The sequence below is a fragment of the Pseudomonas synxantha genome (genome assembly GCF_900105675.1).
In the GTDB taxonomy this organism is placed as follows: domain Bacteria; phylum Pseudomonadota; class Gammaproteobacteria; order Pseudomonadales; family Pseudomonadaceae; genus Aquipseudomonas; species Aquipseudomonas synxantha.
The window spans coordinates 5,327,898-5,352,345 of sequence record NZ_LT629786.1; the positions used below are offsets into that span (position 1 = coordinate 5,327,898).

Consider the following 24,448-nt stretch of genomic DNA (forward strand, 5'->3'; position numbering starts at 1 on the left):
TTCACCTTATTCAAACCTGTGCGATCCATTTGCGATGCGTATGAATCGACATCAAAACCCCAAACGCTGACATCAATGTCACCAGCGAAGTTCCGCCGTAGCTAATGAATGGCAACGGCACCCCAACCACCGGTAACAGGCCACTGACCATACCGATGTTGACGAAAACGTAAACAAAAAAAGTCATGGTCAGGCTGCCGGCAAGCAATTTGCCGAACAGCGTCTGTGCCTGGGCAGTGATCACCAGGCCACGACCAATCAACAGCAGATAGATCAGCAACAAGGCGCAAATGCCTACCAGGCCGAACTCTTCGCCCATCACCGCAATGATGAAGTCGGTGTGACTCTCGGGCAAGAAGTCCAGGTGGGACTGGGTGCCCAGTAACCAGCCCTTACCAAATACTCCGCCGGAACCGATGGCCGCCTTGGACTGGATGATGTTCCAGCCGGTGCCCAATGGGTCGCTCTCCGGGTCAAGGAAGGTCAGGATCCGTTGTTTCTGGTAGTCGTGCATAAAGAAGAACCACATGGCCACGGCCACGGGGATGGCCGCAGCCAGCACGCTGAGGATCCAGCGCCAGCGCAAGCCGCCCATAAACAGCACAAATGCGCCGCCGGCGAGAATCAGCAACGAAGTGCCGAGGTCCGGCTGGCGCACGATAAGAATGAAGGGCACGCCAATCAGGATCAGGCTGATGCCCACATGCTTGAGCTGTGGCGGCAAGGTGCGCTTGGACAGGTACCAGGCAATGGTGGCCGGCATCAGGATCTTCATGAATTCCGACGGTTGGAAGCGGATCACCCCCGGGATGTTGATCCAGCGCGTGGCGCCCATGGCGTTGTGGCCCATGACATCCACCACCACCAACAGCAGCACGCCGGCGACATAACCCAGGGGCACCCAGCGTGCCATGAAGCGCGGCTCAAGCTGGGCGATCACCACCATCGACAACAGGCCCAGGCCGAACGAGGACGCTTGCTTGATCAGCAGGTCCCAGTTCTTGCCGCTGGCCGAATACAACACGAACAGGCTACCGGCCGCCAGGGTCAGCAGCAGGATCAGCAGCGGCCCATCAATGTGCATGCGTTGCAGCAACGTCGCACGGCGACGCATCACGTCCTCGCTGGAGAGGATGCGGTCAAAATTACTCTTCACGGGCCGTAACCTCGGGGCTTGAAGGGGGGCCGCCATATTCGGGCTTGAGCTTGCCATCGGCGGCCAGCAGCCAGGCGTCCATGATCTGGCGCACCACAGGCGCGGCGACGCCGGAGCCGGACTCACCGTTCTCGACCATCACCGCCACCACGATCTTCGGGTCCTCGGCCGGGGCAAAGCCGACAAACAAAGCGTGGTCGCGGTGGCGCTCCTGAACCTTGGAGCGGTCATATTTCTCGCCCTGCTTGATCGCGACCACCTGGGCCGTACCACTCTTGCCGGCGATGCGGTATTGCGCGCCGGCCGCCGCCTTGCGTGCGGTGCCACGGGCGCCGTGCATCACTTGCTGCATGCCATGGTTGACCTTGGCCCAGTCGGACGGGTCGCGCAGCACAATGTCGGGGATCGGGTTTTCATCCACTGGCTTTTCGCCTTCGATGGTCTTGGCCAGGTGCGGACGGTTCCAGATGCCCTTGTTCGCCACCAGTGCCGTGGCCTGGGCCAGTTGCAGCGGCGTGGCCTGCATATAGCCCTGGCCGATCCCGAGGATCAGGGTTTCACCCGGGAACCATGCCTGGCGGCGGGTCGCACGCTTCCACTCACGCGACGGCATCAGGCCAGGAGATTCTTCGAACATGTCCAGGGAGACTTTCTGACCGAGGCCGAACTTGCCCATGTAGGCAGACAGGCGATCAATCCCCAGCTTATGGGCCAGGTCGTAGAAGTAGGTGTCGTTGGAGCGCATGATCGCGGTGTCCAGGTCGACATAGCCGTCACCGGAGCGGTTCCAGTTACGGTATTTGTGGTCGTAGTTGGGCAGCATGTAGTAGCCGGGGTCATAGACGCGGCTGGAGGCCGTGACCACGCCGGAATCCAGGCCGGCAATCGCCACCGCTGGCTTGATGGTCGAACCTGGCGGATACAGGCCGCGCAGCACCCGGTTGAACAGCGGCCGGTCAATGGAATCGCGCAGCTCGGCATAGGCCTTGAAACTGATCCCGGTGACGAACAGGTTAGGGTCGAAACTCGGCTGGCTGACCATCGCCAGTACTTCGCCGGTCTTCGGGTCCAGGGCCACGACCGCACCACGCCGGCCACCCAGGGCCATCTCGGCCGCTTCCTGCAGCTTGATGTCCAGGCTCAGCACGATGTCCTTGCCCGGGATCGGGTCGGTACGCTTGAGCACGCGCAATACACGGCCACGGGCATTGGTCTCGACTTCTTCGTAACCCACCTGGCCGTGCAGTTCGGGCTCGTAGAAACGCTCGATGCCGGTTTTGCCGATATGATGGGTGCCGCTGTAATTGACCGGATCGAGGGTTTTCAGCTCTTTCTCGTTGATCCGCCCCATGTAGCCGACCGAGTGGGCAAAGTGCGGGCCTTGCGGATAGTGCCGCACCAACTGCGCCACCACTTCCACCCCTGGCAGGCGGAACTGGTTCACCGCAATGCGGGCGATCTGCTCTTCGGTCAGCTCGAACAGGATCGGCACCGGCTCGAACGGCCGGCGCCCCTGCTTCATGCGTTTCTCGAAGATCACCCGGTCTTCCGGCGTCAGTTGCAGTACCTCGACGATCACATCGAGCACCTGCTGCCAGTCGCCGGAACGCTCGCGGGTCATGCTCAGGCTGAAGCTGGGGCGGTTATCCGCGACCACCACGCCATTGCGGTCGAAGATCAGCCCCCGGGTCGGTGGAATCGGCTGCACATGCACCCGGTTGTTTTCCGACAGCGTGGAGTGATAGTCGTACTGGATCACCTGGAGGAAATACAGCCGCGCAATCAGCACGCCCATCAACGCCACCACCAAGATGGCACCGAACACGACCCGCGCGCGTACCAGACGTGCGTCTTTCTCGTGGTCCTTGATGCGGATCGGCTGGGTCATCGGGGGCGGCGCAGACTATTTGTGGTAAGGGTGCCCGGACAGGACTGTCCAGGCGCGATACAGCTGTTCACCGATCAGGATCCTTACCAACGGGTGCGGCAATGTCAGGGCCGACAGCGACCAACGCTGATCAGCGCGGGCGCAGACTTCCGGCGCCAGCCCTTCCGGGCCACCCACCATGAAATTGACCGTGCGCGAATCCAGGCGCCAGCGGTCCAATTCCACCGCCAACTGCTCGGTACTCCAAGGCTTGCCGTGCACCTCGAGGGTGACGATGCGCTCGTTGGGGCCGACCTTGGCCAGCATGGCTTCGCCTTCCTGACGGATAAAGCGCGCCACGTCGGCATTCTTGCCCCGGGTATTGAGCGGTATTTCCACCAGCTCAAGCGACAGCTCGGCGGGCAGACGCTTGGCATACTCGTGCCAGCCTTCTTCCACCCACTTGGGCATGCGTGAACCGACAGCGATCAGACGCAGGCGCACAGCCGTTCCTTATTCCTGGTCTTTGTTGAGCTTGTCGAAGTGCGCGTGGCCCACTTCCGGGCTGTGGTGCTTGCCATCGGCGGCACGGCTCTGCTCAGCGCCTTTCCACAGACGCTCCAGGTCGTAGAACTGGCGGGCGTTGGAGGTCATCATGTGAACGATCACGTCGTCCATGTCCAGCAGCACCCAGTCGCTGTCGCCCTTGCCTTCTTCACCCAGTGGCTTGACGCCTTGGGCTTTGACGGCTTCGCGAACCTTGTCCAGCATCGCGCCGATCTGGCGGTTGGAAGTACCGGTAGCGATGATCATGAAGTCGGTGATGCTTTGCTTGTCGCGTACGTCGAGCACCTGGATGTCCTGGGCTTTAACGTCTTCCAGGGCGGCCACGGCGACTTTCACCAGCTCTTCGCCAGCCAGTTCCGGGCCAACGTGGGCTTCAACCGGCAGCGGCGCGCTTTTGAAGGTGCCTTTGCGCTTAACTTTGCTTACGTCTTTGTTCGTCATATAAAACTCGTTTTGCTCGTATGTTCGGGCGCTTGCTGCACAACTCGTGCGTTCAAGCGCGCCTTTTCAGTTCGACGCACGGTAAAGCCCGTGCGCATCGATGTAGGCCAGGACCGCGTCAGGCACCAGGAAACGTACCGACTTCCCGCTGGCCAGCAGTTGACGGATCTGGGTGGCGGACACCGCAAGCGGGGTCTGCCAGACGAATGCAATATTCCCGTTCGGCCCGGTCAGGGCCAAGGGGTCACTTACCGACCGCGCGGCCAGCAGGTTGCGCAAGGCATCCGGCGGTTCGCTGTCGGCATCCGGGCGTTGCAAAACCAGGATGTGGCAATGCTGGAGGAGTTCCTCCCAGCGGTGCCAAGAGGGCAGGCCGCAAAATGCGTCCCAGCCCAAAAGCAGAAATAACTGGTCATCCGCGGCCAACTCGGCGCGCATCAATTCCAGGGTGTCGACAGTGTAGGACGGTTTATCGCGCTTGAGTTCGCGATCGTCCACCACCAGCGGCGCTATGCCCTCTACCGCAAGGCGCACCATTTCCAGGCGCTGTTGCGCCGACACTTGCGGCGTATCACGATGCGGCGGCCGGAAATTGGGCAGCAGCCGCACCTCGTCCAGCGCAAGGGCATCCGCGACTTCCAGGGCACTGCGCAGGTGGCCGATGTGCACGGGGTCGAAAGTACCACCGAGCAGCCCGATGCGTTTAGCCATCAACTGCGCACGTGACCGTCACCGAACACCACGTACTTCTCGCTGGTCAAGCCTTCGAGGCCAACCGGGCCGCGCGCGTGGAGCTTGTCGGTGGAGATACCGATCTCCGCCCCCAGGCCGTACTCGAAACCGTCGGCAAACCGCGTCGAGGCGTTGACCATCACCGAAGCGGAATCCACTTCGTTGAGGAAACGCCGGGCATCGCTGAAGTGCTCGGAAACGATAGCGTCGGTGTGCTTGGAGCCGTATTTGTTGATGTGTTCGATGGCCTGGTCCAGGTCATCGACGATACGGATCGACAGGATCGGCGCCGTGTACTCGGTGTACCAGTCCTGCTCGCTCGCCTCGATCACGTCCGCGCCGAGCAACGCCCGGGTACGCTCGCAACCGCGCAGCTCCACGCCCTTGTCGCGGTAGATGGCAGCCAGCGGCGGCAGCACGCGCTCGGCAATGCCGGCGTGCACCAGCAGGGTTTCCATGGTGTTGCACGGAGCATAGCGGTGGGTCTTGGCGTTGTCGGCGATGCGAATCGCCTTGTCGAGGTCGGCGGCGATGTCGATATAGACGTGGCACACACCGTCCAGATGCTTGATCACCGGCACCTTGGCATCGCGGCTGACGCGCTCGATCAGGCTCTTGCCACCCCGGGGAACGATCACGTCGACGAATTCCGGCATGGTGATCAGCGCACCAACGGCGGCGCGGTCGGTGGTTTCCACCACTTGCACCACTTCGGCCGGCAATTCGGCCACGGCCAGGCCTTGCTGGATGCAGGCGGCGATGGCGCGGTTGGAATTGATCGCCTCGGAACCGCCACGCAGGATGGTAGCGTTGCCGGACTTGAGGCACAGGCTCGCGGCGTCGATGGTCACGTTTGGACGCGACTCATAGATGATGCCGATCACGCCCAGGGGCACGCGCATCTTGCCGACCTGGATACCGGATGGCAGGTAGCGCATATCGCGGATTTCACCGATGGGGTCAGGCAGCTTGGCCACCTGACGCAGGCCTTCGATCATGTCGTCGATACGTGCCGGGGTCAGCGCCAAGCGATCCAGCAGGGCCGGTTCCAGGCCATTGGCACGGCCGTTGGCCAGGTCCAGCTCGTTGGCGGCGGTCAACTCGGAGCGCGAGGCATCCAGAGCATCGGCAGCCGCCAGCAGCGCACGGTTCTTCTGGGCAGTGCTCGCACGGGCGATCAACCGCGAAGCCTGACGGGCAGCGCGACCCAGGCGGGTCATGTAGTCAAGAACGGACTCAGTCATGGTCAGGGAGTCTTGGCAAAGAGGAAAGCGGCAGATTATAGCTGTGACGCAGCACGACTGACAGCGGTGAGGGGCGGATGGTCGAAATGAACTGTAAAAACCTGCGGTTCAGGCGTAATTAAGCTGGGAGTTGTTATTATTCGGTCACATTTAGCCGTAATAACCCTGAACGCCATGTCCGGTTTTACCCCTCTGCTCCCCCCCAGCGCCCTGCCCAACTGCTTCTTCGACCGCGATGCGCAACTGCTTGCGCGAGAATTACTCGGCAAAGTCATTCGCCATCGCGTCGGTGATATCTGGCTTTCGGCGCGAATTATTGAAACCGAAGCCTATTACGTGGCCGAAAAAGGCAGCCACTCCTCCCTCGGCTACACAGAAAAGCGTAAGGCTTTGTTTCTGGACGGTGGCCATATCTATATGTACTACGCCCGCGGCGGCGATTCGCTGAACTTCAGCGCCCATGGCCCGGGCAATGCCGTACTGATCAAATCAGCCTACCCATGGGTCGATGAAATCTCCGGCCCGGCCAGCCTGGCCCAGATGCTGCTGAACAACCCGAACGCCGATGGCAGCCCTCGCCCGACGCAAAAACTCTGTGCCGGCCAGACCTTGCTGTGCAAGGCGCTGGGCCTGAAGGTGGCGATGTGGGACGCCAAGCGCTTTGACCAGGAGCTGTTGTATGTCGAGGATGTTGGCCAGGTGCCTACGCAGATTATCCAGACCACGCGGCTGGGCATCCCCAGCGGGCGCGATGAACACCTGATGTACCGCTTCGTAGATGCTGGCTATGCGCCTTATTGCACGCGGAACCCGCTGCGCCGGGGGCAGGTCGAAGGCCGCGATTATTTCTTGATTTGAACAGGTGGACCCACGCAACACATCCAATGTGGGAGGGGGCTTGCTCCCTCCCACAGTTGATCATCAGCGTTTCAGCATATGCATTACAGAGATGGAGTGGATTGTATGGGCCAATGGCTCGATAGCATTACCGGCTGGCTGACCCTGAACCCGCAATGGCTGGCAGCGGCGGTGTTTATTGTCGCGTGCGTGGAGTGCCTGGCCATCGCCGGGCTGATCGTGCCGGGCACGGTATTGCTATTCGCGATTGCCGCGCTGGCCGGCAGCGGCGCGCTGTCCTTAAGTGAAACGCTTTTGCTGGGCTTTCTCGGCGGCTTGTTGGGCGATGGGGTTTCCTACTACCTGGGACGACATTTCCACCAGAACATCCGGCGCCTGCCCGGCCTTCGTCACCATCCTGAGTGGATGAACGGCGCGGAAACCTATTTTCACAAATACGGAATCGCCAGCCTATTGGTCGGACGTTTCATCGGCCCGTTGCGCCCTATGCTGCCAATGGTCGCCGGCATGTGCGACATGCCCTTCCCGCGCTTCGCTGCCGTGAGCATCCTTGCCGCAGCGGGCTGGTCGGTGGCTTACCTGATGCCGGGCTGGGCCGCTGGCGCCGCGTTCCGCCTGCCTCTGCCTGAGGGTTTCTGGCCGGAAGCGGCGGTTATCGCGGCCTGCCTGGCGGTCCTGCTGGGGCTGAGCTTGAACAGCAGCTGGCGCGGCCATCGTCGCGCCACCTTGTGGATCGGTTGCGCCAGCCTGGTCTTGTTGATTGCGCTGTTTATCGGCTACCCCCACCTCAACGACTTCGATCAGGGTCTGAGCGCACTGGTGCAGGAGCATCGCAGCCCTTGGCTGGACGAGGTCATGGTGCGGGTCACCCAACTGGGTGAGTTCAAGAAGATGTTTGTCGCCAGCGCGGTGTTCACCGGCTTGCTGATACTGGCACGGCAATGGCGCCACGCGCTGTTTGTCGGCGCCACGCTCGCCGGTGCGGCCGTGATCAACACCGGCACCAAGCTGTTTTTCGCCCGTGGGCGCCCGGAAATCCTCACAGACCCGTTGACCAGCTTCAGCATGCCCAGCGGCCATGCCTCCGGCGCCTTTGCATTCTTCCTGGCGCTTGCGGTGCTGGCCGGCCGTGGCCAACCCACACGTCTACGCCTGACCTGGATGTTGCTGGGTTGTATTCCCGCGGCCTTCATTGCCCTGTCGCGGGTTTACCTGGGCGCCCATTGGCCCACGGATATCCTGGCCGGCACGTTGCTGGCGATGACCGTATGCGCGTTCAGCCTCACCGTCAGCGAACACCGCAGCCCATTGCCTGCGATGTCGCAAAAAGCCTGGTGGCTGGTGTTGCCGGCCGTGGTGGCCGTACTCGGCTTTATCGCTTTTACCGGCACGCCCCACGCACTGCTCAGGTACGCCTATTGACCCTTGGCCGGGCCGATCCAGTCCACCGAAGCGCTGCGGCGCTCAACACAACGTTCGCGCCGCTCCAGTAGCATCTCATCGGCAATTTCAGCGGCGCGCTCGGCGATGTACTCCGGGCCCCGCGTTGCATCCTGCTGGAGCAATTGTGTGGTCACGCTGACAAAGTACGCGTCCCAGGCAACTTGCTCCGATGGTGTCAGACGAATCATGGTCATCCCCGATCAATTAATGTGATCGGAAAATATTGCAGGCGGCGCAGCTGAGATGGCCGAGCAAACTCTGAAAGCTCCGTCAGATAAATCTGAATCAGGTGAACAGTTCGCCCTGGAGTTCATCCAGCAACATTTGAATCGCATCCAGGCGTTGCTGCGGGTCGTCGAGTTGCAGCAGGTCGACCTTGTCGGCCTCGGTGAACGGCAATAGATAAGCCAGCTGATTGCCCAGAGCTTGCTGCCCCTCGGCTTGGCCGCCCATGTCCAAAGAGGCGACCATCGGGTGCTCGGCCAGGGCCTGGAGCAACGCAAGCAGGTCGGCGTCCTCTTCTTCAAGCGGCCGGTCCGGCAGCTCTTCCATCCATTGCACGTCGGCCACCAGCAGTTGGTCTTTCTGCACGCCGGCATCACGCACACGGAAACGCCGACCGCCTTCGACACGAATCCCCAGCAGGCCGTTGTCCTGCTGTTTGAAGTCGCGGATCAGCGCTTCACAGCCAATCAACGCGTAGCCCTCCGGCGCCATGCCGACTTCCTTGCCGTCGAGGATGCACACCACGCCGAAGCTTTCGCCCTTTTTCATGCAGCGGCTGATCATGTCCAGATAGCGCGCCTCGAACAGTTGCAAGTCGAGGGTGCAGCCAGGGAACAGCACGGTGTTGAGCGGGAACAGCGCCAGACTCATAAAGGTTTCCTTAAACCTGGGTTAAACAATTACCGACACTGCCAGCGGCAGGAACACTGCCGTGGCCACGCCCATCAGGCTCATCGCCAGCGCCGCGAAGGCGCCACACTCTTCGCTTTCCTGCAGGGCCACCGAGGTGCCGACGGCGTGGGCAGTCATGCCCAACGCCATGCCGCGCGCTTCGGGGCTGTGTACACCCAGGCGCGTCAGGTACGCCGGGCCGATCATCGCGCCGACCACCCCGGTGATCAGCACAAACACCGCCGCCAAGGCCGCAACGCCACCAATCTGCTCGGCGACCAGCATGGCGATCGGCGACGTCACCGACTTGGGCGCCATGGTCATCAGCACCATATGTTCGGCTCCGAACCACCACCCCAGCCACACACACAAACCTGTGGCCAACACCCCACCTATCACCAGCGTAGTAAAAATCGGCCAGAACAATTGGCGAATCCGTCGCAGGTTGAGATAAAGCGGCACCGCCAGGGCCACTGTTGCAGGCCCGAGCAGGATGCCCATGATCTCGGTGCTCTTGCGGTATTCGGCATAGCTCAGGCCACAGGTGAGCAGCACGCCGATCACCAGCAGCATGGACACCAGCACCGGCTGCAGGAAGACCCAGCGGGTTTTCTCGAACCCCGCCAGCACCAGTTGATAGGCGCCCAGGGTGATGCCGATGCCGAACAGCGGGTGGTGAATGACGGCCGTCCAGGCACCCTGCCAGTCAAAGATCACTGCCCTCGCTCCTTGCGCTTGACCATTTGCTGCATCAATACGCCGATAAAGCCCATGGCGATCACCAGCGACAATACCAGCGCACCGACGATGGCCCAGAAGTCGGCGGCGATGTCCTTGGCATATACCATCACGCCCACGGCCGGGGGCACCAGCAGCAGCGGCAGATAACGCAACAGGCTGCTGGCCGCCAGGCTCAGGGGCTCGCCGACTTCACCGCGCCAGACCAGGAAACCCAGCATCAGCAACAGGCCCACAATCGGCCCCGGCAGCACTGGCAACAGTAAATGATTGATCGCCGTGCCGATCAGTTGGAACAGCACCAGCCAGGTCAGGCCACGTAACAGCATTCGCTCTCTCCCCTTCAAAGCTCGCCCGCATTATAAGCATGCCCATTCTATGCCCCGGCATTCGCCAAAAGCATGGTGGGTTGACCGGGCGGGGTGCCCATGATGATCTACATTGGTTCTCTGTAACCCATAAAAAGCCCCCATTCTCGGGCGGATAAAAACGATGAACCCAGGAGAGACGCAATGCCCTATGTACCTGTAGCGCAGCTCAAAGATTATGTCGGCAAGGAACTGGGACGTTCCGAATGGCTCACCATCGACCAGGCGCGTATCAACCTGTTCGCAGAAGCCACCGGCGATCATCAGTTCATCCACGTCGACCCGGTCAAGGCCGCCGAGACCCCATTCGGCAGCACCATCGCCCATGGTTTCCTGTCGCTGTCGCTGATGCCCAAGCTGATGGAAGACATCCTGATCATGCCCGAAGGCCTGAAGATGGCAGTCAACTACGGCCTGGACAGCGTGCGTTTTATCCAGCCGGTGAAGGTTGATTCCAAGGTGCGCCTGAACGTCACCCTCACCGATGTCACCGAGAAAAAACCGGGCCAATGGCTGTTCAAGGCCACCGCCACCCTGGAAATCGAAGGCCAGGAGAAGCCCGCCTACATTGCCGAGTCGTTGTCGCTCTGCTTCGTATAAGGCCCGGACTGTGGTGAGGCGATAAACCTTGCCACAGTGTATGTAAATTTATGTATGAATCCTGCGGCTGCGGCATACTCGGCGCTCAATTATCCGGATCCCGCTATGCGCCCACTCGTTCCCCTCGCCTTTGCCCTGTTGCTCACCGCTTGCGGAGACGGCGAATCGCTGTTGCCGCCCGATGCGCGCCTGCCCGATGGCGGCCGCTACCGGGGTGACGTGGTCAACGGACTGCTGCAAGGCCAGGGCCGCGTGGATTACCCCAATGGCAGTTGGTACGCCGGCCAGTTCGACAAAGGGCAGTGGCACGGCAAGGGCGAATGGCATGGTAGTAATGGCGAAGTCTATAAAGGCGAATTCCAGCAGGGCCTGTTTGAGGGCCAGGGCAGCCTGACCACCGCGGGCAGCAGTTACGTCGGAGGTTTCAAAAAGGGTCGACGCAACGGCGAAGGCACCCTCAAAGAGGGGCAAATGACCTATCGCGGCGAATTCAAGGACGACCAGTACGCAGGCCTCGGCCGCCTCGAGCTGGCCGATGGCAGCCAATACCAGGGCCAATTCGCCCACGGCAAGCCCAATGGCGAAGGCCAGCGTAATGACGACAGCGGCAATCAGTTCAGTGGCCGCTTCGTCGATGGCCAACTGGAAGGCAATGGCACCTTCAACAGCGCCGAGGGCGATATCTATGTCGGCCAATTCAAGCAGAACCAGCTCAACGGTAAAGGCCGCTACGAAAACGCCGACGGTGACGTGTGGATCGGCCAGTTCAAGGAAGGCGCCCTCAGCGGCCAGGGTGAGTTGATCGGGGTGGATGGCAGCCACTATGTCGGCCAGTTCAGCGATTGGCGCTTTACCGGCGAAGGCCGCCTGAATCTCACCGATGGCAGTTTCTATATCGGCGGTTTCGACAGCGACAACTACCAGGGCCGCGGCACCCTCGTCCTCACCGACGGCACCGTACAGGCGGGCACCTGGGTCAATGGCCTGCGCGTACGCGATGCCGATGGCACGCTGCTGCCCGACCCACTGGAAACCGGCGTACTGGCCCAAGGCCGCTTGCTCGATAACGCCCTGGCCGCCGTGCCGCTGTCCACCCCTGCCGTCGAGCTGTACACCTTGGCATTGGCGGGCGACGGCAAGCAAAGCGTGTTCCTGCGCGAAGCCGATTACGTCAGCAACATGCTCGCCACACGCTTCGGCGCACGCGGGCAGGTGCGCCTGGTCAACCACCGCGACCATATTACCGACCGCCCGCTGGCCACCCGCGAAAGCCTGCGACGCGCCGTGCAAACCCTGGCCGAACGTACCGGGCCGGAAGACCTGATCTTCATCTACATGACCAGCCATGGCACACACGAACACGAACTGGTGCTCGACCAACCGCGCATGGAACTGGCCGACCTGCCCGCCGATGAGCTGGCCGCGGTGCTCGCACCGCTGAAAAACCGCGACAAGATTATCGTGATCTCAGCATGCTATTCCGGAGGCTTCATACCGGCACTCAAGGATGAACGCACCCTGATCATGACCGCCTCCCGTGCAGACCGCGTGTCGTTTGGCTGCTCGGAAGAAGCGGACTTCACCTACTTCGGTGATGCCCTTTTCGCACAAGCTTTTAACCAGACGGATGATTTGCAACACGCCTTCAAACTGGCACAACTGCACGTGGCCGAACGCGAACAGGCGGACAACTTCGAAGCCTCCGAACCGCAGATCTGGGCCCCCAAAGGCGTGATCGCCCGCTGGCAATTATTACGCAAACAGCAGGCACGAAAGGCGCTCGAAAGCGTCTCAATGAATAGCAAGGAAGCCAAAGGCAACTAAGCTGTAACGTGTAACAAGGGGGAAACACCATGTACCTGACACCTCAGCACATCTTGCTGGCCGGGGCCTCCGGGCTGACTGGCGAGCACCTGCTCGACCGCCTGCTCAACGAACCTACCGTAACCCGCGTACTGGCACCGAGTCGCAAGCCGCTGGCTGAGCACCCGCACCTGGAAAACCCCGTAGGCGACCCCGCCGTATTCCTGCCGCAACTGAGCGGCCAGGTGGATATCGCCTTCTGCTGCCTGGGCACTACCATCAAGCAGGCGGGCTCCGAAGCGGCCTTCCGCGCTGTCGACCTGGATCTGGTCGTGGCCTTCGCCAAGCGCGCACGGGAACTGGGCGCGCGGCACCTGATCGTGATCAGCGCTATTGGCGCCGACCCGAAATCCTCGATCTTCTACAACCGGGTCAAGGGCGAAATGGAACAGGCATTGAAGGCCCAGGACTGGCCGCAACTGACCATCGTGCGGCCTTCGCTGCTATTGGGCGAACGCTTGGAACCACGCCTGGCCGAGCAACTGGCCGGGCCGTTGTCGCGTTTGATCCCAGGCAAGTATCACGGCATCGAAGTCTGCGAACTGGCCCGCGCCATGTGGCGTCTGGCGCTGGAAGAGCAGGATGGGGTGCGGGTGGTCGAGTCGGATGAGCTGCGCAAGCTCGGCAAGTAAATGTAAACACAAAACCAATGTGGGAAGGGGCTTGCCCCGATTACGGTATGTCAGTCACCAAATAGTTGACTGGACTACCGCTATCGGAGGCAAGCCCCCTCCCACATTGTTTTGTGTTGCTGGCGGGATTTGCGTTACAGCCCACCAGTGGCGTTGAAGCCAACGCCCAGCACCGTCAACACCGACAAGGGCAACAACAGCGTGTCGAGCAATGCACTGGCCGGCAGGTCGACATGGGGATAGCGCGGCGCCTCGGCGCCAAAGCGGTCCTTGGCGCAACAGCCGCCATTGATCGCATACAAATCCAGGCGCGTACCTGCATACACCACCGGCGCGCCAGGTTGCGCGGCGTCCAGGGTGCGCGCCGTGGGCAGCCCATCAGTTGCAGCGCCAGCAATAGCAGCAGCGTTTTATTCATCGCCGCCCAAATGGTGCTCGCCCCAGCGCGGCAGCATGTCCTGGGGAATGTTCAGCAGGTTGAGGATGCGCGCCACCACGAAGTCCACCAGGTCATCAATGGTCTGCGGCTGGTGATAGAAGCCCGGCGAAGCCGGCAAAATGGTCACGCCCATGTTCGACAACTTGAGCATGTGCTCCAGGTGGATGCTTGAATACGGCGCTTCGCGGGGCACCAGGATCAATTGGCGGCGCTCCTTCAAGGTCACGTCCGCTGCCCGTTCGATCAGGTTGTTGCAAGCCCCCGTGGCAATTGCCGACAGGGTGCCGGTGGAGCACGGCACCACCACCATCGCCGCAGGCGCACCGGAACCGGAAGCTACGGGCGACATCCAGTCTTCCTTGCCGTAGACCTTGATCTGCCCTGCCGCTGCGCCGGTGTACTCGGTGAGGAACGCCTGCATCGTCTGCACCTTGGCTGGCAGTGCGACATCGGTCTCGGTAGCCATTACCAACTGCGCCGCCTTGGAGATCAGGAAGTGCACCTCCCGGTCCTCGCGCACCAGGCAATCCAGCAAGCGCAAGCCATATGGCGCGCCGGACGCGCCGGTCATCGCCAAGGTGATGCGTTCCGGGCCGCTCATTTCAGCGCCTCGGCCAATTTGCCATGCAGGCCGCCGAAGCCGCCGTTGCTCATGATCACTACGTGGGTGCCCGGCTTGGCGTGATGCTTGACCTGTTCAATGATGGCTTCCAGGGAATCGCACACCACCGACGGCACGGTGCACAACGCAGCAATCGCTGGCAGGTCCCAGCCAAGGTTGGCCGGTGCGTACCACACCACCTGGTCGGCATCGTTGACGCTTTCCGGCAGGCCATCGCGGTGCGCGCCGAGCTTCATTGAGTTGGAACGGGGCTCAACGATCGCAATGATCTGGGCGCCTCCGACGCGCTTGCGCAGGCCATCCAGGGTGGTGGCAATCGCGGTTGGGTGATGGGCAAAGTCGTCGTAGATGGTAATCCCATTCACGTCCGCTACTTTCTCCATGCGGCGCTTCACGCTTTTGAATGCGCTCAATGCCGCAATGCCCATGGCTGGCACTACGCCTACATGCCGAGCTGCGGCCAGCGTCACCAAGGCGTTGGCCACATTATGCTGGCCGGTCATGCCCCAATCGACAATGCCTTGAGCTTCGCCTTCGAACAGCACTTCAAAGCGCGAACCATCTTCGCTGAGCAACCTGGCCTGCCACTGCCCGCCGGCACCGGTGGTCTGTACCGGGGTCCAGCAGCCCATGTCGATCACACGCTGCAAGGCCGGCTCGGTAGTCGGATGGATAACCAGGCCTTCACTCGGGATGGTACGCACCAAGTGATGGAACTGCCGCTCAATGGCCGGCAGGTCGGGAAAGATATCGGCGTGATCGAACTCAAGGTTATTCAGGATCGCTGTGCGCGGGCGGTAATGCACGAACTTGGAGCGCTTATCAAAAAAGGCGCTGTCGTATTCGTCCGCCTCAATCACGAAAAACGGCGTATCACCCAGCCGCGCTGAGACCGAAAAATTCTGCGGCACACCGCCGATCAGGAAACCAGGGCTCATGCCCGCATGCTCCAGCACCCAGGCCAGCATGCTGCTGGTGGTGGTCTTGCCGTGGGTGCCGGCCACTGCAAGTACCCAACGGCCCTGCAACACATGGTCCGCCAGCCACTGAGGCCCTGAGACATAAGGCAAGCCCTTGTTCAGTACATACTCGACCGCTGGGTTGCCGCGGGACATGGCGTTGCCGATCACCACCAGGTCCGGGACGGGGTCGAACTGCGCCGGGTCATAACCTTGGGTCAACGCGATACCCTGCGCCTCGAGTTGCGTGCTCATGGGCGGGTAGACATTGGCATCAGAGCCGGTGACGTGATGGCCCAGTTCTTTGGCCAGGACCGCCATCGAACCCATGAAAGTGCCGCAAATACCGAGAATATGAATGTGCATAGTCGACCTCGTAAAACATCGAGGCAGGTTAGCGTAACGTGAGTAAAGTCGCACTCTTTAGCTTTGGCTCCCGCTATGCAGGGCTTGCCAGGGAGGTGCCAGCTCTCGGGCTTGCTGGATATAAAGCGCCACTCGCGCACTGATTAAATGGTGACCTATTCGTACGCTGAGTGGCGAAAATCACAAACACACTCAAAAAATCGAGGAAGATTTACCCTGATAATTCAGGAAAGATCAAAAAGCCCACCATTCGATGGGCTCTGCTGATATGACCGACCTTAGCCGGTGCCCGCAATCTTCGATTTCAGCGAGCCCATCAACGCAGAAAGGACTGCCATACGGGTCTCCATGGCGATTGCACGGGGCTTGATATCATCTTCGTCAGCCCCCGTGAAAGCGGGCTGAAACGGAATATTGTGCTTGCGCGCTTCTTTAGCGAACTCGCCCTCGGCAAAGTCAAGCATGGCTCCAAGCGCATCCAGACGCGTGTCGTTATCCAGCATCAGCCATTTCACCGATATAGGAACAGGCTCCTCATTACGCAGTTCGCCCAAGGTATTGACGATCTTAAATACACTGCTTTGAATATGATCGACGATCCGGCCCTCTTCTACACTTTGTACGGTGGCATTGGCGGGTGGAGGGTTGATAATTGGCTTGAGCGCTTCGTTAGCAGTTCCGGCAATAAACAATCCCATCGTACTAAAGGGCGCGCTGATTGCTGTGGTGATGGCAGCGGTCTTGAGGAGCGTCTTGGTCGTGGGCGGAAGCGCTGTCTCTTTGGCTTTCACCAGTTCATCGGCATTCTTCTCAAGCTTGGCCGCAGAAAAGGGCTCGACCTCCTGCCCATCGACTCGTCCTGCCGTGGGCTGGCCAAATAACTTGTCGCGAGCTTCAGCGTCTTTACGGGCTTGCCATTCTTTTTGCTGTTTGGCTTTGTATTCGACCATCGCTGGCGATTGATAAATACTTCCCTGACTAGCTTCCCCCGGTAGTCGGGTGCCTACCGAATGCCCTGGCCCCTCGAAGCTTCCAACTTTGGAATCAACGAACGCTTGATCTAGCGTTCGGTCGAGGCTCCCTGACTTGCTGCTGCCAGGTGTGTCGCCTACTTTCGGGGCGTCTAAAGACCGAGTCGGAATTGGAGTACTGCCTCGCGCCCCGCCCATAACGCTGTCTAAAAACCCGCCTATTCTTGAATACTTTGTGTGCAGGTGGGCCTGTGTAGAAATTGAAAGTATCATAATGAGTTACCTGATGATTAATAATTATTAGAAAGCCATCCATTACCTTCATTTGATAAGTGAGCAATATGCCGGAAACAGTTCCTGCTCTTCATTAATAAAAATATCGAAACACACCTACTGCCCAAGCAGCATTAAATACCAACCCAGCACTATTTTTCCAAGGCACTAACAACACCAAACTGCGCAGCTTGCACACCAAAAGGCGTCTTGGTAATAACATTATATGCATACCACCCTCCGGCTTTCAGGATCGCAACGGTGGGTCGCCACACATTATCTTCCGCCGACTTGAAAAACCCTTTGACGATATCGCCCTCCTTGTAAGCTTTGGAGACATCATAACTTTTATAATTTCCTCTGAGCTTTGACAGCACCTCATCGCTTTTTCCCGCGATGTGTTTGATATCCCGATAGCCCGCGTGCGCGCCCTTATTCAAGTTTTTAGCAATATCTACAGTATCGGTGTACCCCACCGACGCACCAACACCGGCAAATACTCCGCGCATGAGAATAGTCAGCAAGCCTTTGCCTGCCTTGGATGCTTTACGACCAGCATTGGCGGCCGGAAGGGCAAAACCTAAAATATCGAAACCGATATTAAACACTGCCCCCTTGATATCCCCTTTAATCGCATCTTGAACTCCATCATAAAAAGGCACGAGGCTCAGGAAAAACTCCTTGAGGTTTTCATCAATTGCCCGCCCTTTCTCAATCTCCGTAACTCCCGCAGCCTTGAGCTTGAGATCCTCATAAGGCTGCACAGAGAAACTACCCACTGCCTGAGCAAGCGCATTGGTTTTTTTTGAGAAGTAGGAGCCCGGCATGTCACCCGTCACATCTGGTGGGTCACGATCTTCGTTGAGCGTTCCATAGGCGTTGTAAACATGCAATGAGCCCGGAACATAGCCCTTGCCTTGGTCGCTGAAATACGAACTGTCGTCAAAGCCGGTTCGGCTACCTGCAACCGTATTTTCCTTGACAACTCGCCCTTCGAAAGGAAGAACGTTATAGGTAGAAACGTTACCCCCCCCGTCCACCACTTTCATCAATAAACCCTGAGTCCCCTTAAGCGCTTTAAGTTCCTGCTCGGTGGGCTCTCTAGGCCAAAACCTCATGCTGGTAAGCACTTCAAGTGGAGAGGGGACTCTATCTAGAAAAGGACGAGATACTTCGAAAAAGCTCACGTCCGACTGGCTAATCTTTTCTCGATCGGCAATTGGCAACAATGAAAGCTGATATTTAAACTGGATACCCCATGCACTCTCATGGGTTTTCCGATAATCCTGGAACGCCGCAGAAAATACTTGGTTGATGTCAGGCTCAAGTTCCTCAATGCGAGACTTAACCTTACTGTATGGAAATTTGTTTTCGTCCAATGACTTCCATTTACCCACCTTGACAGGCCCACTCATGTAAATATCAAGCAGCGACAACGGTGCATGCTTCACCTCCGTGTCCTGCAGCACTTTGAGGGTCGAGTCAATATCGGGAAAAACGCGCCTGAGCTCCTCCAAGGCCAAGGCCTCTCGGGTTTTGGGGAGTGTTTTCAATACTTCACTCGCCCATGAAATTTCTCTTACCTGTTTGATGGATGCTTGCCTTATCCGCTCGAGCTCAGTCGTCGTAACGGTAAACTTCGAATTGTTTACAGTGATTCTGTTCGCGAAGCCCCAGGCGACAATAGCGTCGTGCATTGCCGCGCTCAACTCGCTCTCGCCCTCAAACGAAACAGGCGGCACCTTACCAAAAGCCATCACTTGGCTATAGGTCATGTTTGCCGATGCACCAGGTACTTGCAGCTCAATACGCATTACTTGAATGCAAAAATTCATCCATGCAGCAGAGCCATAAATAATGCCGGGCGGTATGTTTTTTACCAAGAATTCAGGAGCAACCGCCGATAGTAGTAAGCGCGCAGACAATGCAGCCAATTCAACCCCAACCCTGGGTTCAAGATGAGCGACAAAGCGTTTGACGATTTCAGCGGGAGAGGCGCCAATATTATCTTTGTGATACAGGTCATAGCCCGCCACATTGAAACGCGATTTGTCCGCACTGGCATCCAGCTCATGTACCAATGCGGCGTTCACATTTTCAATTGCGCTGGTCGAGGTTTTGATCGACTTGAGCGTGTTTTGAATATCCTCACCCAGCGCCAGCGCCTTGGGCGAGCGAATGAGCTGATCCATTATCAACGCGGGGTGATCTGCGATCATTTGGCTGGTGGCGTGGGGAAGCGCCTTGATCAACAAGCTTAATACACTGCTTGCACCTGGCCCGGTCTGCGTACCAGGCACCTGGGCAAGTTGCTGTCTCTTCCACTCATCCACCAAGCCTTGCCTCTTGCGCAAGGCAGTACGGCCCAACTTTATGCTCAACTGCTTGGTACCCCCCGACTCAATACCTGGTGCCCGATGAGCGAGGTCAACGGACAACCCCAGTGCCGTTTCAAGCGCCTGTTCACTATTGACGGGTACCTTGTTGCCTTCCAGCGTGAGGATTTGTGCGGCACTCATCTCACTGCGCTGTTCGCTGGCGAACAGGCTTGAACGAGGGTCAATGGGAATCTTGACTGCATCCAGGGCAATATGCCCACTGGCATCATCTACCTGGGTGCGCAACGCCGTAATAAGCGCATGACGATTAGCGTTATCCCCCAGCGCCTGCCGGTGTGCAGACAACGCTTCATCAGAACGCGGCGTTACATAGTTATCGGGTAAGTCAAAGCCAGGCTTTTCGAGCAACTGCCGAATACGGGCATGCACTTCAGTCGTGCTAGAGCTCTTGGGCTCGCCGTAAAACTGCTCGACCACAACAAGCGGTACTTGGTCGTCACGTCCGTATAACGGGCATACAAATGTCTGCCCGGTTTCTGGCGCAAACACTTTGGAAATGGACAATAACGTGCGCGAAATATCGGACCACCCTGAATCATCTGATAACGAAAAGGTTTTGATCGCACCGCCGACATAACCAGAGATTTCACCGCGTGATGGATTGACTTTCAAATAGCCCGTGTTGAGATTTTGCTCCCGGGCCCATGCCAGAAACCCTGGCTCTTTGAACGCGTGATCCAACTGTGTACGCCAACGTCCCACGGTCGATTCCCGGCGTACATCAACCAAAGGCGCGTGGCCAAACGTTTTGTTGATACCCGCAGCCAATGTCTTGGCATAAGATCTTGACACTTCTGCATCGGCGCCAGCCCGTGAAAATGCCGTTGGCCCGCCAGCGCGTTCGGGCAGCTCGGTGCGGGTGTCAGCCCGCAATTCATCTGCAGCATGATCGCGATGCGTGCCAATTATCTCTGTAACGGGTGCCAGAACGGCGTTGAAAGCGGATGGGAGCAGAGGCGCGGAGAGTTTTGGAATAGTCATGATTCACCCTTAGTGCAGACATTAAGATTTCCTGTAAAGGAGCCTTCATACATGTCCTTAGTGGATCATTGAAAAAAAATCGCGCGGTTAAACCTCGACCAAATAAGACAGCCCTCAAAAAACCGCAACTCAACGCGCTTGCACACTGCGAATATCAAGGGCTCAGTATATTTTCAACAATATGATACCAATACGCCTGTCGCCACTTAAGACACACACGCATCACTCTTTAAAGAATAAAAGAGAAAACCGAACGTAGTCTAAACCCCGACATTTCGTGAGATCCCGTGCTTGCGCAACTTTCTATAAAGCGTATTGCGGCTTAAACCCAGGCTTGCAGCCGTTTGTGTCATGTGCCAACCCTGCCGCTCCAGTGTGCCAAGCAGTACCAAGCGCTCCGCATCTTCCAGCGCCAGCCCGTTGTGGGTTCCCCTGGTCGGTTCGGTTCGGCCTTGACGCATTGTCGCGGGTAGATCTGCAACGCTGACCGTGCCGCTCTCGTTCAGCGCGACCAACGTGCGCAGCACTGTGCGCAACTGCCGCACATTGCCTGGCCAAGCGTACGCCAGCAGGGCTTGGCGAGCCTGGACGTCGAGTACAACAGGCTGCGTCCCGGCTTCCTGTGCCAATAAAAAGTCGAGCAATTGGGCTTTGTCACTGCGCTCGCGCAGCGGCGGCAGCTCAATCTCCAGACCGTTGAGCCGGTAGTACAGATCCTCGCGAAAGCTGCCGTCTTGCATGCGCTCGAGCAAATTTCGGTGTGTGGCGCTGATGATCCGCACATTCACAGCGTGCGGCTCACCGCCGATGGGCACCACCAGGCGATCCTCCAGCACTCTTAGCAGGCGCGTCTGCAACGCCAGCGGCATGTCGCCGATTTCGTCGAGAAACAGGGTGCCGCCATCGGCTTGTTGCAACTTGCCGCGCATGCCGTCTTTAAGGGCCCCAGTAAAACTGCCGCCGCGATAGCCGAACAATTCGCTTTCGATCAGGCTTTCCGGAATGGCGGCGCAGTTGAGGGCGATAAAAGGTTTATTGGCACGCTGGCTGGCCTGGTGTATGGCCTTGGCGAAAGCCTCCTTGCCGGAACCCGTCTCACCATTGACCAGCAGCGGAACGTCGCGCTCGAAGACTCGCAGCGCCTTGCGAAACTCATTTTGCAAGGCCGGGTCGGCCAGGCAGATGCCGGGCATGCGCGGCGGCTCGGGCGCCTTGAAGACGGGGGGCGGCACAGGGCGCGGCTGACCGCGCAACGCGGCGAACAAGTGCCGCCCGTCGCGGCTGCGTAACGGCCAACTCGCGGTGGCATTGGCACTGGCGCGACCGAACAGTTGGTCCAGGGAGCAGTCGAAAAACGCCTCCACCGGTTGCCCCAGCAAGCCCCCGCGCACTTGCCCCAGCAGGTTCAACGCACTCTGGTTGACCGCGCAAATGCGCCCTTCCCCATCGAACGCCAACAGCCCTTCACTGAACAGGCCCACCGACTCGGCCTGCAGGTGGAAACGCAACAGCCAGTGGTGCTCAAAATGGCGCAGGAAGTAGCAACTCTCAATCATCTTCGCCGACAGGTTCACCAGCGCCATGGTATGGAATTGGCTCTGGCGCGATACCGCTTCGCGTGCCGAGGACACATCGAGTACCGCCAGCAGCTCACCGTGGGGGTCGAACACCGGGCTTGCCGAGCAGGTCAGCCCGGTATGGCGGCCACGGAAGTGTTCATCGCGGTGAATGGTCAAGGACTGGCGCTCCACCAGGCAGGTGCCAATGCCGTTAGTGCCCTCGCAGGCTTCGCTCCAATCAGCGCCCAGCCATAGCCCGGCGCGCTCGAAAATCTTGCGTTCGGACGGCGCGGTAACGCAGTTGAGGATCACGCCCCGTGCGTCGGTGAGCAGAACCGCATGGCCGGCGCCGGAGAGCTGCTGATGCAGGCTGTTCATCTCGCTGCCGGCGATGTGCAGCACTTGGCGCAGGCGCTCGCGGCTTTCCAGCAGGCGGCCGTGTTCAAGCACCGTGGGGGCGATGGTCTGCGCAGGATCGAGGTGATAATCCTCCACGCAACGCAGCCAGGAACGAGCGATGGACGGATCGCTGCCCGGCCCCTGGGACAGCTCCTGTCCGCGGGTGACGGTCAAGACTTGCTGGGCATGGCGACTGAAATGATCGTTATGCATATTCTTATTATTCTCCCTGCGTGAGAGCGCCCAGCATCCCCCAGCCCTCTGCCCATTGCAATCCCGGGCCGACCCACCGGTCACAGGCTGTACCGTTTATGGCACAAACTGTCACAGCACCTGTACCACGAGGGTGACAACGACGCAGAGCGCCAACGCCCAACCCGTTGATTTGACTGGCCGGCGCTGCAGTGGCCCAACCTTTGCTCTACGCTTTATCACGCGCTTGTCGCGATGTACTCCAATAAACATAAAAGCAGGAGATGCCACCATGCGTTACGCACACCCCGGTACTGAAGGCGCGATCGTTTCGTTCAAGGCCAAGTACGGTAACTACATCGGCGGCGAATTCGTTGCGCCGGTCGATGGCAACTATTTCACCAACACCTCGCCGGTCAACGGCAAGCCTATCGCCGAATTCCCGCGCTCCACGGCCAAAGACATCGATAAAGCCCTGGACGCCGCCCACGCCGCCGCCGATGCCTGGGGCAAGACCTCGGCCCAGGACCGCTCCCTGGTGCTGCTGAAAATCGCCGACCGCATCGAACAGAACCTCGAGCTGCTGGCCATCACCGAAACCTGGGACAACGGCAAGGCCGTACGCGAAACCCTCAACGCCGACATCCCCCTGGCCGCCGACCACTTCCGCTACTTCGCCGGCTGCATCCGCGCCCAGGAAGGCAGCAGCGCCGAAATCAACGAACACACCGCCGCCTATCACTTCCACGAGCCGCTGGGCGTGGTCGGCCAGATCATCCCTTGGAACTTCCCGCTGCTGATGGCCGCATGGAAACTCGCCCCGGCCCTGGCCGCCGGCAACTGCGTGGTGCTCAAGCCCGCCGAGCAAACACCGCTGGGCATCAACGTGCTGATGGAAGTGATCGGCGACCTGCTGCCGCCGGGCGTACTCAACGTGGTACACGGTTTCGGCAAGGAGGCCGGCGAAGCCTTGGCCACCAGCAAGCGCATCGCCAAGATCGCCTTCACCGGCTCGACGCCTGTGGGCTCGCACATCATGCATGCGGCGGCTGAGAACATCATCCCGTCCACCGTCGAGCTGGGTGGCAAGTCGCCGAACATCTTCTTCGCCGACATCATGAAAGCCGAACCTGCATTTATCGAAAAAGCCGCCGAAGGCCTGGTGCTGGCGTTCTTCAACCAGGGCGAAGTATGCACCTGCCCATCTCGCGCACTGGTGGAAGAATCGATCTACGACGACTTCATGAAAGTAGTGATGAAGAAGGTCGAGTCGATCAAGCGTGGCGACCCGCTGGACACCGACACGATGGTCGGCGCCCAGGCCTCCGAGCAGCAGTTCGACAAAATCCTGTCCTACCTGGAAATCGCCAAGGGCGAAGGCGCGCAGCTGCTGACCGGCGGCAAGGTCGAGAAGCTGACGGGCGACCTCGCCACCGGCTATTACATCCAGCCGACCCTACTAAAGGGCACCAACGAAATGCGCGTGTTCCAGGAAGAAATCTTCGGCCCGGTGGTGAGCATCACCACCTTCAAGGACGAAGCCGAAGCCCTGGCGATTGCCAACGACACCGAGTTCGGCCTGGGCGCCGGCCTGTGGACCCGCGACATCAACCGCGCCTACCGTATGGGCCGGGCGATCAAGGCCGGCCGTGTGTGGACCAACTGCTACCACCTGTATCCGGCGCATGCCGCGTTTGGCGGTTACAAGAAGTCCGGCGTGGGCCGCGAGACCCACAAGATGATGTTGGATCACTACCAGCAGACCAAGAACCTGCTGGTGAGCTACGACATCAATCCACTGGGCTTCTTCTAACCCGCAACACCCTCCTACCTTTGAAACGCAATCAAAGGTGGGAGGGGCTTGCTCCCGATAGCAGAGTGT

General features: G+C 59.4%; 21 protein-coding genes and 1 pseudogene. 6 read left to right on the forward strand and 16 right to left on the reverse strand.

The genetic code is table 11. The features are described 5' to 3' along the window. Positions 1 to 10: 10 nt before the first annotated feature. From rodA to BLU48_RS24660, 6 genes are all read right to left on the reverse strand, one after another. Complete coding sequence (gene rodA, locus BLU48_RS24635; RefSeq protein WP_043047986.1) at positions 11 to 1,114, reverse strand: rod shape-determining protein RodA; 1,104 nt, start codon at positions 1,112 to 1,114, stop codon at positions 11 to 13. Between the two features lie 31 nt (positions 1,115 to 1,145). Beyond that, positions 1,146 to 3,044: a penicillin-binding protein 2 gene (mrdA, locus tag BLU48_RS24640; RefSeq protein WP_046069688.1), complete on the reverse strand. Its 1,899-nt coding sequence runs from the start codon at positions 3,042 to 3,044 to the stop codon at positions 1,146 to 1,148. 15 nt (positions 3,045 to 3,059) lie between these two features. Further along, positions 3,060 to 3,527 (reverse strand): 23S rRNA (pseudouridine(1915)-N(3))-methyltransferase RlmH, encoded by a 468-nt coding sequence (gene rlmH, locus BLU48_RS24645; protein WP_003176297.1) that lies wholly within the window; start codon positions 3,525 to 3,527, stop codon positions 3,060 to 3,062. Between the two features lie 9 nt (positions 3,528 to 3,536). Then, positions 3,537 to 4,031, reverse strand: coding sequence for a ribosome silencing factor (rsfS, locus tag BLU48_RS24650; protein WP_003176298.1), 495 nt, complete (start codon positions 4,029 to 4,031; stop codon positions 3,537 to 3,539). Positions 4,032 to 4,097: 66 nt separating this feature from the next. Continuing rightward, positions 4,098 to 4,742: a nicotinate-nucleotide adenylyltransferase gene (nadD, locus tag BLU48_RS24655; protein WP_043047989.1), complete on the reverse strand. Its 645-nt coding sequence runs from the start codon at positions 4,740 to 4,742 to the stop codon at positions 4,098 to 4,100. Continuing rightward, positions 4,742 to 6,007, reverse strand: a complete 1,266-nt coding sequence (locus BLU48_RS24660; RefSeq protein WP_057024452.1) for a glutamate-5-semialdehyde dehydrogenase — start codon at positions 6,005 to 6,007, stop codon at positions 4,742 to 4,744. Before BLU48_RS24660 ends, nadD begins: the two co-directional genes overlap by 1 nt. A gap of 174 nt (positions 6,008 to 6,181) precedes the next feature. On the opposite strand from BLU48_RS24660, the gene BLU48_RS24665 reads away from it, so the two are divergent. Both BLU48_RS24665 and BLU48_RS24670 read left to right on the forward strand, forming a co-directional pair. Continuing rightward, positions 6,182 to 6,865 (forward strand): DNA-3-methyladenine glycosylase, encoded by a 684-nt coding sequence (locus tag BLU48_RS24665; protein WP_057024451.1) that lies wholly within the window; start codon positions 6,182 to 6,184, stop codon positions 6,863 to 6,865. 105 nt (positions 6,866 to 6,970) lie between these two features. Beyond that, positions 6,971 to 8,287, forward strand: coding sequence for a bifunctional DedA family/phosphatase PAP2 family protein (locus tag BLU48_RS24670; RefSeq protein WP_057024450.1), 1,317 nt, complete (start codon positions 6,971 to 6,973; stop codon positions 8,285 to 8,287). On the opposite strand, the gene BLU48_RS24675 is transcribed toward BLU48_RS24670, so the two are convergent. From BLU48_RS24675 to BLU48_RS24690, 4 genes are all read right to left on the reverse strand, one after another. Next, entirely contained in the window at positions 8,281 to 8,496 is a 216-nt protein-coding gene (locus BLU48_RS24675; RefSeq protein WP_046072587.1) for a hypothetical protein, read from the reverse strand. The genes BLU48_RS24670 and BLU48_RS24675 overlap by 7 nt on opposite strands. A 97-nt stretch (positions 8,497 to 8,593) precedes the next feature. After that, positions 8,594 to 9,184, reverse strand: coding sequence for an LON peptidase substrate-binding domain-containing protein (locus BLU48_RS24680; RefSeq protein WP_057024449.1), 591 nt, complete (start codon positions 9,182 to 9,184; stop codon positions 8,594 to 8,596). Positions 9,185 to 9,205: 21 nt separating this feature from the next. Then, complete coding sequence (locus tag BLU48_RS24685) at positions 9,206 to 9,922, reverse strand: LrgB family protein (RefSeq protein WP_046069693.1); 717 nt, start codon at positions 9,920 to 9,922, stop codon at positions 9,206 to 9,208. Beyond that, positions 9,919 to 10,272: a CidA/LrgA family protein gene (locus BLU48_RS24690; RefSeq protein WP_046069694.1), complete on the reverse strand. Its 354-nt coding sequence runs from the start codon at positions 10,270 to 10,272 to the stop codon at positions 9,919 to 9,921. The genes BLU48_RS24685 and BLU48_RS24690 overlap by 4 nt, the downstream gene beginning before the upstream one ends. Before the next feature lie 183 nt (positions 10,273 to 10,455). Here BLU48_RS24690 and BLU48_RS24695 point away from each other — a divergent pair, with 183 nt between their 5' ends. The 3 genes from BLU48_RS24695 to BLU48_RS24705 all read left to right on the forward strand — a co-directional run bounded on the left by BLU48_RS24695 (position 10,456) and on the right by BLU48_RS24705 (position 13,406). Beyond that, positions 10,456 to 10,911 carry a MaoC family dehydratase gene (locus tag BLU48_RS24695; RefSeq protein ID WP_043047997.1) on the forward strand — a complete coding sequence of 152 codons (456 nt, stop codon included), beginning with the start codon at positions 10,456 to 10,458 and terminating at the stop codon, positions 10,909 to 10,911. Between the two features lie 105 nt (positions 10,912 to 11,016). Beyond that, positions 11,017 to 12,735, forward strand: coding sequence for a C13 family peptidase (locus BLU48_RS24700; protein ID WP_057024448.1), 1,719 nt, complete (start codon positions 11,017 to 11,019; stop codon positions 12,733 to 12,735). A gap of 29 nt (positions 12,736 to 12,764) precedes the next feature. After that, the gene (locus BLU48_RS24705; protein WP_046069697.1) at positions 12,765 to 13,406 is read left to right on the forward strand and encodes an oxidoreductase; all 642 of its coding nucleotides are present in this window, start codon (positions 12,765 to 12,767) and stop codon (positions 13,404 to 13,406) included. A 134-nt stretch (positions 13,407 to 13,540) separates the two neighbouring features. Here BLU48_RS24705 and BLU48_RS24710 read toward each other — a convergent pair. The 6 genes and pseudogenes from BLU48_RS24710 to BLU48_RS24735 form a co-directional block, all read right to left on the reverse strand. Next, positions 13,541 to 13,824, reverse strand: a pseudogene (locus tag BLU48_RS24710) (YceK/YidQ family lipoprotein). Then, the gene (gene ubiX / locus BLU48_RS24715; protein WP_057024447.1) at positions 13,817 to 14,446 is read right to left on the reverse strand and encodes a flavin prenyltransferase UbiX; all 630 of its coding nucleotides are present in this window, start codon (positions 14,444 to 14,446) and stop codon (positions 13,817 to 13,819) included. The pseudogene BLU48_RS24710 and the gene ubiX overlap by 8 nt, the downstream one beginning before the upstream one ends. After that, entirely contained in the window at positions 14,443 to 15,792 is a 1,350-nt protein-coding gene (gene mpl, locus BLU48_RS24720) for a UDP-N-acetylmuramate:L-alanyl-gamma-D-glutamyl-meso-diaminopimelate ligase (protein WP_057024446.1), read from the reverse strand. The genes ubiX and mpl overlap by 4 nt, the downstream gene beginning before the upstream one ends. A 278-nt stretch (positions 15,793 to 16,070) precedes the next feature. Beyond that, positions 16,071 to 16,742, reverse strand: a complete 672-nt coding sequence (locus BLU48_RS24725) for a hypothetical protein (RefSeq protein ID WP_057024445.1) — start codon at positions 16,740 to 16,742, stop codon at positions 16,071 to 16,073. A 446-nt stretch (positions 16,743 to 17,188) separates the two neighbouring features. Further along, positions 17,189 to 20,416 carry a hypothetical protein gene (locus BLU48_RS24730; protein ID WP_057024444.1) on the reverse strand — a complete coding sequence of 1,076 codons (3,228 nt, stop codon included), beginning with the start codon at positions 20,414 to 20,416 and terminating at the stop codon, positions 17,189 to 17,191. A gap of 260 nt (positions 20,417 to 20,676) precedes the next feature. Then, positions 20,677 to 22,587, reverse strand: coding sequence for a sigma-54-dependent Fis family transcriptional regulator (locus BLU48_RS24735; protein ID WP_057024443.1), 1,911 nt, complete (start codon positions 22,585 to 22,587; stop codon positions 20,677 to 20,679). A 271-nt stretch (positions 22,588 to 22,858) separates the two neighbouring features. Here BLU48_RS24735 and exaC point away from each other — a divergent pair, with 271 nt between their 5' ends. Further along, on the forward strand, positions 22,859 to 24,379 hold the full coding sequence (gene exaC / locus BLU48_RS24740) for an acetaldehyde dehydrogenase ExaC (protein WP_057024442.1): 1,521 nt from the start codon (positions 22,859 to 22,861) through the stop codon (positions 24,377 to 24,379). Positions 24,380 to 24,448: the final 69 nt, after the last annotated feature.